Source organism: Paenibacillus monticola, assembly GCF_009664975.1.
GTDB lineage: Bacteria > Bacillota > Bacilli > Paenibacillales > Paenibacillaceae > Paenibacillus_AQ > Paenibacillus_AQ monticola.
On record NZ_WJXB01000007.1, the window covers coordinates 279,798 to 293,760 of the forward strand.

14 protein-coding genes are annotated in these 13,963 nt (G+C 46.0%); 4 read left to right on the forward strand and 10 right to left on the reverse strand.

Features of this window, described 5'->3' with window-relative positions; all coding sequences use genetic code 11:
- Positions 1-5 precede the first annotated feature (5 nt).
- Genes GJB61_RS19080 through GJB61_RS19090 form a run of 3 tightly spaced genes read right to left on the reverse strand, consistent with a single transcriptional unit; the run spans position 6 to position 3,045 of the window.
- Positions 6-1,094, reverse strand: coding sequence for a Gfo/Idh/MocA family protein (locus tag GJB61_RS19080; protein WP_154120608.1), 1,089 nt, complete (start codon positions 1,092-1,094; stop codon positions 6-8).
- Positions 1,091-1,852: a sugar phosphate isomerase/epimerase family protein gene (locus GJB61_RS19085; protein WP_154120609.1), complete on the reverse strand. Its 762-nt coding sequence runs from the start codon at positions 1,850-1,852 to the stop codon at positions 1,091-1,093. Before GJB61_RS19085 ends, GJB61_RS19080 begins: the two co-directional genes overlap by 4 nt.
- A 29-nt stretch (positions 1,853-1,881) precedes the next feature.
- Entirely contained in the window at positions 1,882-3,045 is a 1,164-nt protein-coding gene (locus tag GJB61_RS19090) for a Gfo/Idh/MocA family protein (protein ID WP_154120610.1), read from the reverse strand.
- Between the two features lie 161 nt (positions 3,046-3,206).
- On the opposite strand from GJB61_RS19090, the gene GJB61_RS19095 reads away from it, so the two are divergent.
- Entirely contained in the window at positions 3,207-4,034 is an 828-nt protein-coding gene (locus GJB61_RS19095) for a helix-turn-helix domain-containing protein (RefSeq protein WP_154120611.1), read from the forward strand.
- A 77-nt stretch (positions 4,035-4,111) separates the two neighbouring features.
- Here GJB61_RS19095 and GJB61_RS19100 read toward each other — a convergent pair whose 3' ends face one another.
- The 3 genes from GJB61_RS19100 to uxaC all read right to left on the reverse strand — a co-directional run bounded on the left by GJB61_RS19100 (position 4,112) and on the right by uxaC (position 7,280).
- The gene (locus GJB61_RS19100) at positions 4,112-5,203 is read right to left on the reverse strand and encodes an alpha/beta fold hydrolase (RefSeq protein WP_154120612.1); all 1,092 of its coding nucleotides are present in this window, start codon (positions 5,201-5,203) and stop codon (positions 4,112-4,114) included.
- On the reverse strand, positions 5,204-5,731 hold the full coding sequence (locus GJB61_RS19105) for a winged helix-turn-helix transcriptional regulator (protein ID WP_229522057.1): 528 nt from the start codon (positions 5,729-5,731) through the stop codon (positions 5,204-5,206).
- A 142-nt stretch (positions 5,732-5,873) separates the two neighbouring features.
- Positions 5,874-7,280, reverse strand: a complete 1,407-nt coding sequence (gene uxaC, locus GJB61_RS19110; protein WP_154120614.1) for a glucuronate isomerase — start codon at positions 7,278-7,280, stop codon at positions 5,874-5,876.
- Between the two features lie 113 nt (positions 7,281-7,393).
- On the opposite strand from uxaC, the gene GJB61_RS19115 reads away from it, so the two are divergent.
- Both GJB61_RS19115 and GJB61_RS19120 read left to right on the forward strand, forming a co-directional pair.
- A complete protein-coding gene (locus GJB61_RS19115; protein ID WP_338115947.1) occupies positions 7,394-8,071 on the forward strand; it encodes a GntR family transcriptional regulator in 678 nt (225 codons plus the stop codon).
- A 25-nt stretch (positions 8,072-8,096) separates the two neighbouring features.
- On the forward strand, positions 8,097-8,951 hold the full coding sequence (locus GJB61_RS19120; protein ID WP_154120615.1) for an SDR family oxidoreductase: 855 nt from the start codon (positions 8,097-8,099) through the stop codon (positions 8,949-8,951).
- 10 nt (positions 8,952-8,961) lie between these two features.
- On the opposite strand, the gene GJB61_RS19125 is transcribed toward GJB61_RS19120, so the two are convergent.
- Together GJB61_RS19125 and GJB61_RS19130 are read right to left on the reverse strand one after the other, a co-directional pair.
- Positions 8,962-9,855 carry a hypothetical protein gene (locus tag GJB61_RS19125; RefSeq protein ID WP_154120616.1) on the reverse strand — a complete coding sequence of 298 codons (894 nt, stop codon included), beginning with the start codon at positions 9,853-9,855 and terminating at the stop codon, positions 8,962-8,964.
- Positions 9,856-9,966: 111 nt separating this feature from the next.
- Positions 9,967-11,001 carry a YeiH family protein gene (locus GJB61_RS19130; protein ID WP_420819758.1) on the reverse strand — a complete coding sequence of 345 codons (1,035 nt, stop codon included), beginning with the start codon at positions 10,999-11,001 and terminating at the stop codon, positions 9,967-9,969.
- Between the two features lie 200 nt (positions 11,002-11,201).
- On the opposite strand from GJB61_RS19130, the gene GJB61_RS19135 reads away from it, so the two are divergent.
- Entirely contained in the window at positions 11,202-12,101 is a 900-nt protein-coding gene (locus GJB61_RS19135) for a LysR family transcriptional regulator (RefSeq protein WP_154120618.1), read from the forward strand.
- A 14-nt stretch (positions 12,102-12,115) separates the two neighbouring features.
- Here GJB61_RS19135 and GJB61_RS19140 read toward each other — a convergent pair whose 3' ends face one another.
- Both GJB61_RS19140 and GJB61_RS19145 read right to left on the reverse strand, forming a co-directional pair.
- The gene (locus GJB61_RS19140; protein WP_154120619.1) at positions 12,116-12,814 is read right to left on the reverse strand and encodes an ABC transporter ATP-binding protein; all 699 of its coding nucleotides are present in this window, start codon (positions 12,812-12,814) and stop codon (positions 12,116-12,118) included.
- Entirely contained in the window at positions 12,811-13,929 is a 1,119-nt protein-coding gene (locus tag GJB61_RS19145; protein WP_154120620.1) for an ABC transporter permease, read from the reverse strand. The genes GJB61_RS19140 and GJB61_RS19145 overlap by 4 nt, the downstream gene beginning before the upstream one ends.
- Positions 13,930-13,963: the final 34 nt, after the last annotated feature.

Here is a 13,963-nt window from a genome sequence, read left to right on the forward strand (position 1 = left end):
AAGCGCTATCTTAATGTAGCTGGTGTAAGATTAACCGCATTGGCTTGTGCGATCAGACAGAGCTCTGCTGCTTTAAAGGCATGCGCTTGTGTCATGGCCAATTCCGTCCGGTGAAGACAATCCAGGATCAGCTCTCCAAAGAAAGGAAACCCTATTTTGCCAGCCACATGTTCGTAGTGCTCTCCTTGCCCATTTACCCAGTACACATGATCCGTTGTGTTCGAACGTCCGATATCAGTATATTTACGCAATTCGATATAACCTTCGGTTCCCAAAATCATGGTCCGGCCATCTCCCCAGGTAGCCAATCCATTAGGGGTGAACCAATCAACGCGAAAATATTGAGTAGCACCGTTATCACCTACTAATGTTGCATCACCGAAATCCTCCAATTCAGGGTAGGCGGGATTGTTATAATTGGCCACCTTGCTATGCAGCACGGAAGCCTCTTTGCAATCAGCATAATATAGAAACTGCTCGATCTGGTGACTGCCGATATCACAGAGAATGCCACCATATTTCTCGCGCTGAAAGAACCACTCCGGACGGCTTGTGGCACTTAACCGATGAGGTCCAAGCCCTATTACCTGCAACACACGGCCGATTGCGCCTTGCTGAACAAGCTGTCCGGCATATACCGCACTCTCCACATGCAGACGCTCACTGTAATAAACCATGTACTTTTGTTTACTGCTCTCCACGAGCGTGCGGGCCGCTTCCAATTGCGCAAGTGTTGTAAAAGGAGCCTTGTCCGTAAAATAATCCTTGCCATGCGCCATTACCGTAAGGCCCAAAGGCCCTCTTTCTGAAGGGACAGCAGCTGCTGCAACTAGCCGCACTTCAGGATCTTCTAATATTTCAGCGACGGAACGGGCTGCTTGTACTCCTGGATAGGTGTTGATGAAAGCCTTAACTTTCTCCTGATCCGGATCATACACCCATTTTAACTGTGCACCTGCTTCAATCAGTCCATTACACATCCCATAAATATGCCCATGATCCAGCGCTATTGCAGCAATTACGAATTCACCGGGTCTGACGACTGGTTTAGCTTCATGAGTTGGGGCGTACAGCATTCCATCCTTTCGGTTCATAACAATCCACCCAAATATCGCAGGCTGATCTCCAAGCTTTCAAAAGGATCACGTCTACAAACATCCTGTTCAACCACATACCATTCCACACCTGTCTCACGGCAACCATTAATGATCTCAGGATAGTTCATATTTCCTTCACCAACTTCAGCAAACACCTGGGTTCTGTCGATAATCGCCATATCCTTCAGATGCACGACCTGCATTCTGCCATTAACCTTGCGAATCCAATCGATCGGATGGGCACCACCTGCCTGTACCCAATACAAATCCAGCTCGAAACTAACAGAAGGATCTGTCTCGTTCAACAGCACGTCCATCCCGGTGCTTCCATCAAAACGTTCAAATTCAAAATTATGATTATGATATACGAACTGTAGATCATATTTCTCCTGTAAAATGAGCGCGATCGCTGAGATCTCTTGGGCAAAGGTCCGGTAACCTTCCAAGCTAGTCCGGTACTCTTCGGGTAGCGCTCCCAGACCTATGTACTTACAGTTCCATAGCTTATGCTCAGCAGCAAGATTATCCAGGTCATTCTTTAACCGGTCCCAGGAGACATGAGTCGCGCAGATCGTAAGGCCTGCTTCATCGGCATAATCCTTTACCAGTTGTGGATCTATGGGGCCGATTGCCGAAACCTGAACAGCTTGATAACCTAGGGCAGATATCTTCTGAAAGGTAGAGTGTAATCCCTCTGCGGTTTGGGTGAAATCGCGTACTGTGTACAATTGAGCTGCAATGTTAGACTTTATCATATGATCGATCCTCTCTCCTTGGATTGAATTTAGTGGGTTCCTGTAACATCAAGCGTCTTGCTGACAGCGTTCTCTATTTGAAAGGTGGAGCTATTCACTTTTTCCATTAGCAACTCATAATACAGATCCTCATTCAATGGCAGGTCGACCCAATTATCCGTCCACGAGGATAGATACATGGCATTGGAAAGCGTTAAACCATGAATCCCTTCTTCTCCCGGGGCAAGCAACGGCTCGTTGTGCAAGATAGCGTTAGTGAAGTTCCGCAGAATCCCTTTATGCTGCTGGCCACCCCCACTCTCAACCGGAATTTCGCATTTCCAGCATTCCGGGCTGCCAAAACCTCCCGTGAATTCAGCATTGAATTGCGGTTCCGGTGTGCGCAAGCGCCAGAAGCTCAGCGTATCGTCCTCGACAACGATTTTTCCGTTATCGCCAGTAATTTCAAAGCGGTTAGTTCCCGGTGCTTCACCCGTGGTAGTAATAAAAAGCCCCGTCGCTCCATTCTCATACTCTACATAGGCAGTTACATCGTCTTCCACCTCTATATTGCGGTATTTACCGATATGACAGAAAGCTCTGACACGCTTAGGCATCATCCCAATCGTCCATTGCCACAAATCCAGTTGATGCGGATCTTGATTTAGTAGAACGCCGCCACCTTCTCCCGCCCAAGTAGCCCGCCAGCCGCCAGAATTATAATAGCTCTGTGAGCGATACCAATTGGTAATAATCCAGTTCGTTCTGCGAATCTCCCCAAGCTCACCGGTTTGGATTAAGTCTCTGAGCTTTTGATAGAGCGGATTTGTGCGCTGATTATACATGATTCCGAATTTAAGGTCAGTTTGTGCAGCAACATCATTCATTTCCTTTACGGCTTTGGTATACACCCCCGCAGGTTTTTCAATCAGCACATGATACCCATACTGAAATGCTTCAATCGCCAGGGTAGGATGATCATAATGGGGCGTGGAGATTAACACTGCATCTATTGATTTTGACTCGAATAACTCCGTAGGGGTGGCGTACCGCTGCACACTTTCCGGCAAATTCGCCTCTGCCCACTCCAGACGTTCTGTCCGGGTATCACATACGGCCACCAGCTCAGCACCTTTAATCTCACTGAGTAAACTAAGCGCATGGGCGTGACCCATATTTCCTATTCCGATAATTCCATAACGAACTGTCTCCATCTCTCTAACACATCCCTTAAATCAGTTTATGTTATGAGAATATACTTTTTTCTCTGAAGTGAACATGACCGGGACTAAGGAATATTTGTATATAACTAAGATGTAATAGATAAATGTGCACGTTTATTATAAAATGTAAACACTACCATAGGGGGGATTGCATGAATAATCCAGGGAATATCAGCGGCCGCCTACTCCAGAATCTATCGGTTATGGTGACGCATGCCCAGCTCAGTACCAGGTATCCAGGCTGGAATCGCACAAAAGAAACCCCCTCCTTCAATCGACTCTATTATATAGACCGCGGTGAAGGTAAGGTGATTCTCAATGGTGTCACTTATTATCCAAAGCCTGGGCAATTGATGATTATGCCGGCTGGCAGCACGCAAACTACGGAAACTTCTCACGACAATCCATATGCTCGCTATTTCTGTCATTTCGATGCCGACATCGGAGAATGGCCTTTATTCCATGCTGCAAATAAGCTATATATCAGCGATGCACCAGACCCAGATGCCGTGCGAGCAATATTTACAGAGATGATCCAGCAGTTTCAGAATAACGATATGCTCTCCACCCTTCGTATTCAGGCCTCTTTGCTCAATCTGCTGGCCTTATGTCTCGAATCCGGTGGATATACCGACTTTATGGGAGAATTCATGCAAACGAGCGACCAGGGGAAGCTGGCTAATGTTCTCCAGTATATTGATCAGCGGCTGAAACAGCCGATGGAGGTCGAGGAATTGGCAGAGCTTGTCCATCTGCATCCGAATTATTTTATTCCCTATTTCAAGAAGTTTATGGGTGTTCCTCCGATGCATTATGTACAACTAAAGCGTATGGAGCTTGCCAAGAAACAGCTCTCTTATTCCGATTTCAGCATCTCCGACATTGCCGAACAAGTAGGTATGGAGCTGGCACATTTCTCAAAATATTTCAAGAAGACCACTGGGGTCTCTCCTTCAGCTTACCGGAACAGTACGAAATAGTAGAAAAGAAGGCAGCATCACAGCACGAAAGGACTGTGCGGTCATGCTGCCTTTTTTAAAAGATGGAAATTTGTTGCTTAGATCCGTATTTCCTTATCTTCGCTTTGAATCGTGATTGAAGATAAATCCCCGTCAACAAAAGCTAGAACATAACCTTTGATTCGATTCGATGCGGCCCTGGAGCCTGCTAATTTGCGAACCCATTTATAGGGCTTCAGAATAAACGGGAAATCGGTAAAAGTAAAGTGTGTCGCATCAGCAATTTGTATCCAGCGATACTCTGAATCAGAGTTCTCCAACAACGTTTGAATTCGCATACCGTAATCTTTTCCTAAGGCTTGACCAGGACTGTTAATATTGCTTTCTTTAAGCCAGCTGGCATCAAATTGTTGTGACTGGCTAAGGTGAAGTTGTGGAACAGCAAGTCCATGCTCCAAGGCTGGCGACAGCAGCGTACCATCCAGATTGATATATTTGTGCACATGAAGCTCGGGATGATTCACAGCATAATTCAGTATGACCCCTGCACCTAAAGAGTGTGCCATAAGGATGACCGTCTTGCCCTCCCAGGTTAGTCCATATTCCTGTTGTACATTTGCAAGCACATCATCAAGCTCCATAGCTACCTTGGGGGCGACAACATTATTAAGCTGCTCCAGAAAAGCAGGCATTTCTGCCATCATCTTTGGCTGCACCAATCCGTTTCTTTCATAATCAATAGTATAGCTTAGCCGAATTATAGTGTACCCCGATCGAATAAGCATTTGATGCAAAAGCGTGTTCTCCTCAGCAAGTCCCCCTGCTCCATGCATATATATCAAAATTTTGTTTGTGTCGATAGATATGGGTTCGTTCGGTTGTTCATATCCGGTCTTAATGTTAAGCAGCGGTTTTAGCATAAAGCGCGGCAGCGGCAATAATTTATGGATAGCTTCCAAGTTCTCCAAATAAGCCAGCGACGTTCCCTTGATCTCCTTGTTAGGGTTCTCGAAGCTGATATCGGCCCGGGTGAAAAATTCCTTATGCTCCAGCACCAAGCGTTGATTACATATCTTGTTACCGGAACTTGTGGTCAATCTATTCTCAAACAATATAATAGGAATAATTTTCCATATAAAGGTAATGATTAAAATAAAACCTAAAATGATAACACCGATGATTGTAGTCATTTAATTCTCCTTCCTTCCCGGAACTAAAAAAGTTGTTAGCTCATATGGGGTTCCACTATTATCTTGTCCCTCTTGTCCATTCAGCAGGTATGTTGCTGTCAGATTCCTTACATCATTAACGAACATCGAGTACTGTTCATCGGACAGGGTAAGTGAAACCGCATTAAACTTTGCTTTCTTAAGTTGCTCAACCTCATTCTGTTTATAGGATTCAAGGGTACCTAGAACATATTGAAAAAATACGGCGTACGCCCCTTTTTTGTAATGATCCAAATCCGCATGCTCCGGCATGGTCATTTGACTTAATGAAAAGTGAATACTGTAGGTGATTTCGACTGTTCCCCTTGTCTTACGCTCATTGACTCGTGTGATCAGACTTGACTGTTCCAGCCTTTTAATAGCTCGATATAAGCTTGCTTGCGAGATATGCGGCAATTGTATCTTCAGTTGGTCAACCGTCGCATCGCCCTTCGAAAGGGCAGCAGCAACAGCAAAACGGTGGGGATGCAGAATAATATCAATATCCATAGAGTCCAATTGTATTCACCTCTTCATTATTATCAATATTGATAATAATACATCTACCGGAATATCACAAGGGTTATTTCCCTCTGCACAACAAAAAGACTACGCAGAATTTCCACGCAGTCTTGTGTGAATGAAGATAAATTTATTTTATCCCGAAATACGCATCAGCATTGTTATAACAAATATTTTCAATCGTGCGCCCAACGTAGGCATAGTCGCGAGGCAAATCTCCCTCTTCCATCCATGTACCGAACAAGTTACAGAGAATCCGGCGGAAGTATTCATGTCTCGTAAAGGAAAGAAAACTTCTGGAATCCGTCAGCATCCCGACAAAAGTGCTGATCAGGCCGATGCTGGACAAGGCCTTGAGTTGCTGCAGCATGCCATCCTTCTGATCATGGAACCACCAGCCTGAGCCGAGCTGTACTTTTCCTTTGATGCCCACTCCCTGAAAGTTTCCGATCGTCGTAGCTATCATTTCATACTGTGATGGATTTAAAGTATATACAATAGTCTTGGGTAATTGTCCGCTTCCATCCAGTTCACTTAGCAATGCATTAAGCTGACGCGCCATATTGAAATCCAGAATGGAATCATATCCGCTGTCTTTACCTGATACCGCAAACATCCGTGAGTTATTGTTGCGAATGGCTCCGATATGTAGCTGCATGCTCCAGCCGTAACTGTGATATAAGTGACCCAGCTGAATCAAGGTGAAGCTCTGGAACTTTATTACCTCTTCTTCAGAGACTGCTTCTCCTTGCTGGACACGATTAAATATACCAGCCACTTCATTCTCATCCGTCGAGATAAAGAGCAACTCACCAAAACCATGGTCTGATAAACGGCAGCCGTGTGTATGGAAATAATCAACTCTCGCTGCTATAGCATTAATGAACTGTATATAATCTGTTACCTGAGTTCCACTCACTTCACCTAATAGACTGACATATTCATTGAACTGTCCGTGCCGAATATCCAGCAGACGATCCGGTCTGAACGTTGGTGCCACCGTCGTCTGTATGCGATCATCCTTGGCAATAGCACTATGGTGCTCTAGGGAATCCGTTGGATCATCGGTTGTACATACGACCTGCACGTTGAACTGTTTCAGAATACCGTTCGTGCGCAGCCCCTCTCCTTGCAACTGCTCGTTACAGCGTTCCCATATGCTCTCGGCAGTCTCAGCGTTCAGTAACTCATTAATCCCGAAGTAACGTACTAGCTCCAGATGTGTCCAATGAAAAAGCGGATTACCGAGCATATCCGGCACGGAGCGCGCCCAGGTCATAAATTTATCTTTATCAGAGGCATCACCGGTAATGAGCCTCTCCTCCACACCAAGCCAGCGCAGCGCTCGCCACTTGTAGTGATCTCCGGACAATGCGAGATCTGAAATGTTAAGAAACTGCTTGTTGACAGCGATTTCGGCCGGGTTCAAATGACTATGGAAATCGTATATTGGCATTTCCTTCGCATAGTCATGATACAGAATTTGCGCACTTTTACTTGTTAACAACCAGTTTTCATGAATGAAAGACGATGTCATGAATGGTTCCTCCAGTGGCTCATTATTTGAATGCTTATTAGCACTACCATACTACCACACTTGTATGGTAGTATGGTAGTGCTTCTTTAACTACTATTCAGGAGGTCTACCTTGTGGATTTGAATCTCACAACTCAATCTGTATCAACCCGCGATGCAGTGTACCGTGTACTGAAGAATCAGATTCTTCTATTGGAGATTCCTCCCGGTACAAGCCTTTCGGAAAAAGAAATTTCTCTTAAATTCAACGTCAGCCGTACACCGGTTAGAGAGAGCTTCGCTCGCCTAGCTCATGAAGGACTGCTGGAAATCTACCCACAGCGTGGAACCGTCGTCTCGCTAATTGATTCTGAGCTGGTGGAAGAAGCGCAATTCATGCGCGAGCATTTGGAAAGAGCGGTTATCAGTCTAGCCTGCAACAGCTTCCCAGAGAGCAACCTCCGTTCATTAAAGATCAATCTGGCGAAGCAAAAGCTCGGTATTGAAGAACAGGATTATAAGTCGATGTTTCAGCTCGATGAGGATTTCCACCATATTATTTTTGAAGGCTGCGCGAAGAAGAACACGTGGGATGTTGTGCAGCAAATTAAAGTACATCTGAACCGCAGCCGTATGCTGCGATTAGCTGCGGATCATGATTGGGAGCATTTATACAATCAACATCTTCATATGTACGAGGCCATTCAAGCACATGATGCTGCACGGAGTGATCTACTAATGAAAAAGCATATGGAACTGACCCTTTCTGACCAAGATATGCTGAAGCAAAAATTCCCCACTTATTACAAATAAATCACGAGGAAGGGAGCGATATTCAATGGCTGAGCTAGCTTTACTTCCTGCTCTTGCAGGTAAAGTCGCTGTCATCACAGGCGGGGCCGGTTTATTGTGCCGGGCAATGGCAATAGAGCTAGGACGTCAGGGAACTAAAGTCGTTATTCTTAATCGTACACTGGAAAAAGGCAATCAGGTTGCCGACGAGATTACAGTTGCCGGGGGGCAGGCAGTCTCCTTAGCTTGTGACGTTACAGATAAAGATAGTGTGCTTAGCGCTGCTGAGAAAGTCCTGAGCCACTTTGGACCCTGCGATCTCTTAATTAACGGAGCCGGGGGAAATGATCCTTCAGCCAATACAACGAACGAGACTTTCAAGGCTGAGGACTTGGATAACCCGGATATCCACTCCTTCTTCGATCTCAGTGTTCCTGGATTTCGCCAGGTGTTGGACCTGAATCTGATTGGCACATTGATCCCTACCCAGGTGTTTGCCAGACAAATGCTGGGACGCATGGGTACCTCTGTGATCAATATTTCCTCCATGAGTGCAGTCTCGCCGCTGACTAAAGTCCCTGCATACAGCGCCGCGAAAGCAGGTGTAAATAACTTTACACAGTGGTTGGCTGTCCATCTGGCAGAAGCCGATATTCGTGTAAACGCAATTGCCCCTGGATTTTTTCTGACCAAACAAAATGAGAAACTATTGATTCGTGAAGATGGTGAACTGTCGGACCGCTCCCACAAAATTATTTCACAAACCCCAATGCACCGCTTCGGTAAGCCTGAAGATCTGCTCGGCACCTTGCTCTGGTTGGCGGACGAGAGTATGTCCAGCTTCGTTACAGGGATCACGATTCCGGTCGATGGCGGGTTTATGGCCTATTCGGGGGTTTGACACAATATTCCTAGTTACTTAATCTTTGCTGCAGCATCGCTGTTAGCTCCTCGGCGTTCTCCCATACTAGTGGACGGATATCACCTGTCTGCACTTTCAGCTTATCTGCATCGCAGCTTCTTACGGTCCAGATTACCGGAATGTCCCTGCCAAGCGCATAACCCGCTGCAAAATATACCTCAGGTTCCTGACCTGTTAAATCAGCAATCACCAGTTTACTTGCAGAGACAAGCTCTAAGGAGGACAGTTTAACGCTATCTATGTTCCGCAGATTTAACAGCTGGGGAACGTAGCCGTACTGTTCGATCTTTGGCAACACTTTGTCCAGCCATTCCCCACCCATAGCTTCTTCATCTGAGATTAGGACACAACAAGGCTTCAGCTTTCTCCCCCCTGCGCTAAGCGCAGCTTCGCTCCATCCTTTTGTGGTAAGCCTAAAGGTCATGCCCTCTCTGATCATAAACTGTTCTGTCGCTAGCTTATCGATAATAAATACAAGCTCCTGCAGATTGGGTGAATACGTCAAGTTATAGCTGCGCGACAGCGGCTGAATGACCACAGGTTCTTCGGCAGCATCAGAATGCCGGTACAAATATTGTAATAACCGGTTTCCCTTCTCTTCAATGGTCACCGGAATCTTAGGCGAATTAGCAATGGTACTCATATCATCGATCGATAGAGCAACCAAGTCATCACAATCGGTCCGTTCCCGGATATAGGCCGATACTACAGGAAATATATGGCGTTTCTCTTGATAGGATAATGAATTAATAGGTTCGTAGCTTTCGCTTAAGAGACTATAGAATCCATCTGGTGAACAGGCACAACTCATATATTTATCGTAATCCCCTGCGGACTCGATGGGCACGATTTCATCACAGAACAAACAATGTTTTTTTACCATAATCGTTTATCACCTCTACGCTTTTTATTTACATGTTCTCTACACTACCAAATTTTATCTAAAAAGTAGATGAGTAGATATTTCCAGCAAGGTGAATATTTGATCTATTGTCTAAGCTAACCCAAAGGCATGCACCAGCAGGAAACCCAGAACTGAAAGCAATACAGAGCCGATGAGCCCCGCCAGAAAGGGCTTTTTGCCCAGTCGACGGAAAGTAGCAATGTCCACACCGAGTCCAAGTCCCGCCATAGCTATTGCTAGTAGAAAATATGCCAGGACTATGACCCCTTCTGTTACTGGTGCCGGCACTAGCCCTAATGTATTCACGCCGCTCATGAACAGAAATCCGAGAATAAACCAGGGTACCGGAATCTCTCTCCACTTTACTCCTGTAGACTGCCCCGCTTCCTTACGCTGCTTATACCCATGCCAGATTCCGATCACCAGTGCAATCGGAACAAGCATAGCCACGCGCGTCAGTTTAACAATAACCGCCAAATCAACAGCTTGTTGGCCACCTGGAGCAGCCGCAGCAATTACATGCGCGATCTCATGCAAAGTTCCACCGGCAAAGATTCCATATCCCGCAGCACTTAAACCTAAGATTGGATACAGCATGGTGTATATAAGTGTAAATATCGTCCCCAAAATCGCAACAGTAGCCGCACCTACCGCCGTTTCAGCATCACTCGCCTTGATCTGCGGGGAAATCGCCACCACCGCGGCAGCGCCGCAGATCGCTGTTCCGCAAGCTGTTAGCACTCCCAGCTTCTTATCAATCTTAAGCCAGCGGCTTAGTCCATATACTGTGACCAGTGTGAATACAATATTAGTTACCGCAATTGCAAATACCTTAGGTCCTGCCTGAGCGATATCGAATATGTTAAGTTTCATGCCCAGTAGAATAATCCCAAATCTCAATAGCCGTTTACTGGAAAAACTGATGCCTACCCTGGTATATTGAGGCACTCCAATAAATGCCCTAAACAGAATCCCCAGCAGAATCGCCAGTACAAGCTGACCCATAATACTTAGAAAAGGCAGTAGTGCCAGATATTTCGCTGCTATTGCGAGAAGTAAGGTCAAACCTACTCCTTGTCCAAAGCCAATGTTCTTTTGACGATTACTTACGGTTTCAAGTTGAATTCCCATCCTTCTCACTCCTCATCGCTATGCATAACTCGCGTTATTTATAGCTTCACTATAAGAGAAAAAGAGGAGGAAGTGAAATACGACTTCGCTATCTTTATCATTACAAATACTTATGATTAATCATATAAGTATGCTAAAATAACATCATACAGGTCGTATTATAACATAATATCAACTAATAATGAGGGATACTGATGATAGTGGATGCATTGCGAGTGTTCGTTACGGTGGCGGAGCAGCGGCATTTCTCCAAAGCGGGGGTGCTTTTGAATCTGTCTCAACCGGGGGTTAGTCTGCATATTAGAAATCTCGAGCATGAGCTTGGTGCAAAATTGCTGCATCGTTCTCCCAAACAAGTGCGCCTGACTGAAGCCGGAGATATCTTGTACAAACATGCCAAACAAATATTGGCTCATTACCAAGAAGCAAGCCAGGAAATTCAGATGCTGCAGGATGAAGTTACGGGCAGTATACATATTGGAGCCAGCTTTACCATCGGGGAATATATTTTGCCAGGGAAGCTTGCGGAGTTTGCCGGGCAATTTCCGCAAGTTGACCTACAGGTTACTATTGGCAACACTGAAGAGATCATTGCAGCAGTCCGTTCTAACCAACTGGATATCGGGTTTATTGAAGGGGAGACACAGGATGCTGAGCTGAGTGTAATCCCTTATATGAAGGATGAGCTGATCATCGTCGCCCCTTCTAATCATCCGCTGTCGGAGAACGTCGTTGTAGAACAAGAGTTGCTACAGAATCAGATTTGGGTACTGCGGGAGCATGGTTCAGGAACCCGCGCCTTTAGCGATCATTTTATGCAGGCGGCCGGTATTTCCAGCAAACGCTCTTATGTCTTTAACAGCAGCCAAGGCGTCAAAGAAGCGGTAGCTGCTGGTCTTGGTATAGCCATGCTCTCCAGATGGATTGTCCGCAAAGAACTGGCGAGCGGTGAGATTCTTGAGCTGCGGATCAGACACCGCCATCTGGAACGAAACTTTTCCATGATCCGTCATAAAGAAAGTTCATCTTCAATGGCGCTAACTGTATTTATCCAAAAACTGTTTACCCAACCTTCTATTGAGCGTAATAAATGAGGCATGGTTTGGGACTAATGTACAGTTACCAAACTTTTTTTCTCGATTAAGTGACCCTCTTCCAGATATAGCACCCGATCACACCACTCTAACATGCGTTCGTCATGGGTCACCATAACCGCAGCCTTGCCTTCACTTTTCACTTCGTCAGCGATCATGCGTACTACCTCTCGGCCGCGATTGAAATCCAAGCTTGCAGTTGGCTCATCGGCGAATAGAATAGCTGGTTTATTCATCCAAGCTCTGGCGATCGCTACACGCTGTTTCTCGCCACCGGACAGCTGTTCTGGATAACGATCACGCCGCTCCCAAATCTCTAGCCGTTTCAATAAATAAGCAGCCCGCTGCTTGGCTTCCCTCGTATCCAGCTTCGCAAGTCTGGCTACATAGAGCAGCTGTTCTTCTACCTTTAGGTAGGGAAGTAGTTGCGCGCTTTGGAACATAAACCCAATCTTCTCTAGCCGCAGCTTGGTCAACTCACCCTTATCTTTATTCGTTAGCGATTCGCCATCAATGAAAATTTCGCCGCTAGTCGGCGTGAGCAGCGCACCTGCTGCTGACAGAAACGTGCTTTTCCCCGATCCCGAGGGACCCAGAACAGCGACAAATTCGCCTTCATTCACTTGCAGATTCAGGTTACTCAATACAGATAGCGTTGAATCCCCATCACCGTAGGTTTTGGTCACTTGTTTCATTAATAGTTTCGCACTCATGCGCCAGTCCTCCCAATTGCTTCTAATGCATCTACTTTAGCCACTTTGGCAACCGAGATCAGTGCGCCTAGCAGTGACATGGCTACGAACAAACAGCTAGTCAATATAATCGTCGAGGCATCCAGCTGGAACGGCATAGATTCCGGAAGAGCCCTATTCATCCCAAAGGTTAGCAGCAAGCTGATACACAGACTGGCAACAGACAAAATCATAACCTGCCCCACTACGCTCCAGGCCAGATATGACATCTTGGTCCCCATCGCCTTCAGAATCCCGAATTGGCTAGTCTTTTGAATCGTAATGACGTAGAAGAAGACGGCCAATACAAATGCGGCAATTACAAACAGGAACACGATCATCATCAGCAATGAATTCTGCTCTGCCGAATAACCGGGGATACTGGAAATGGCTTGTTTTTGCGTAATCACTTCTACATTATCCAATTGTCCGGTAATCTCCTTCACCTGACCGGTATCAGCATGGAGTGCTATCACATTATAGGGAACAGACTGCGCTTCAGCAGCGCCTTGGCCTACTCCCTGTTTCATTTCCTGCCAGTCTCTGTTATTAATAAACACCACGGGTGTATGGCTGTAGGAGCTATCCTGAACAAAACCAGCAACCTTCCAGCTCATTCCGGAGGCCTGATCACGAATTGTGCTGCCTATAGTAATCCCCGATTGCTCCAGTTTCTGGTCAACGATGACACTGCCTTGCGATTCATTGGAAATCCCTTCACCCTGGATCACTTTAGGCGCCAGCATGCCGTCCATATCGACTGCAAAAAAAGTGATGTCAGCCTTCACATCAGCATCGGCCGCAGTAATTGTGCTCATCTGTACCGCGAGTGGGGTTGCATTCTTATCACCAACGACCGCGCGAGCAGCCTTGAGCTCCGCATCATTTAGCTGGGAACGTCTGAAGGTATGATCCGCATCTCCCTGCACCACATAATAATTCGAGGGCATATTCTCGATGGCTGAGATATTAGCATAGGCTAATCCCCTAGCCAGCCCTGTTACAAACAGGACCAGAAATGAGACCAAGAGCAAAATGACCAGTATCAGCATATATCTCGCTTTGGAATGTCTGATCTCCCTTAAAGCTAAAAACATAAAACCACTCCTCCAAATTTCTGTATAACCATAG

Bases quoted from the DNA above. Each gene is read 5' to 3' on its own strand.
- GJB61_RS19080 (WP_154120608.1), bottom strand. From the start codon at position 1,094: ATGAACCGAAAGGATGGAATGCTGTACGCCCCAACTCATGAAGCTAAA.
- GJB61_RS19085 (WP_154120609.1), bottom strand. From the start codon at position 1,852: ATGATAAAGTCTAACATTGCAGCTCAATTGTACACAGTACGCGATTTC.
- GJB61_RS19090 (WP_154120610.1), bottom strand. From the start codon at position 3,045: ATGGAGACAGTTCGTTATGGAATTATCGGAATAGGAAATATGGGTCAC.
- GJB61_RS19095 (WP_154120611.1), top strand. From the start codon at position 3,207: ATGAATAATCCAGGGAATATCAGCGGCCGCCTACTCCAGAATCTATCG.
- GJB61_RS19100 (WP_154120612.1), bottom strand. From the start codon at position 5,203: ATGACTACAATCATCGGTGTTATCATTTTAGGTTTTATTTTAATCATT.
- GJB61_RS19105 (WP_229522057.1), bottom strand. From the start codon at position 5,731: ATGGATATTGATATTATTCTGCATCCCCACCGTTTTGCTGTTGCTGCT.
- uxaC (WP_154120614.1), bottom strand. From the start codon at position 7,280: ATGACATCGTCTTTCATTCATGAAAACTGGTTGTTAACAAGTAAAAGT.
- GJB61_RS19120 (WP_154120615.1), top strand. From the start codon at position 8,097: ATGGCTGAGCTAGCTTTACTTCCTGCTCTTGCAGGTAAAGTCGCTGTC.
- GJB61_RS19125 (WP_154120616.1), bottom strand. From the start codon at position 9,855: ATGGTAAAAAAACATTGTTTGTTCTGTGATGAAATCGTGCCCATCGAG.
- GJB61_RS19135 (WP_154120618.1), top strand. From the start codon at position 11,202: ATGATAGTGGATGCATTGCGAGTGTTCGTTACGGTGGCGGAGCAGCGG.
- GJB61_RS19140 (WP_154120619.1), bottom strand. From the start codon at position 12,814: ATGAGTGCGAAACTATTAATGAAACAAGTGACCAAAACCTACGGTGAT.
- GJB61_RS19145 (WP_154120620.1), bottom strand. From the start codon at position 13,929: ATGTTTTTAGCTTTAAGGGAGATCAGACATTCCAAAGCGAGATATATG.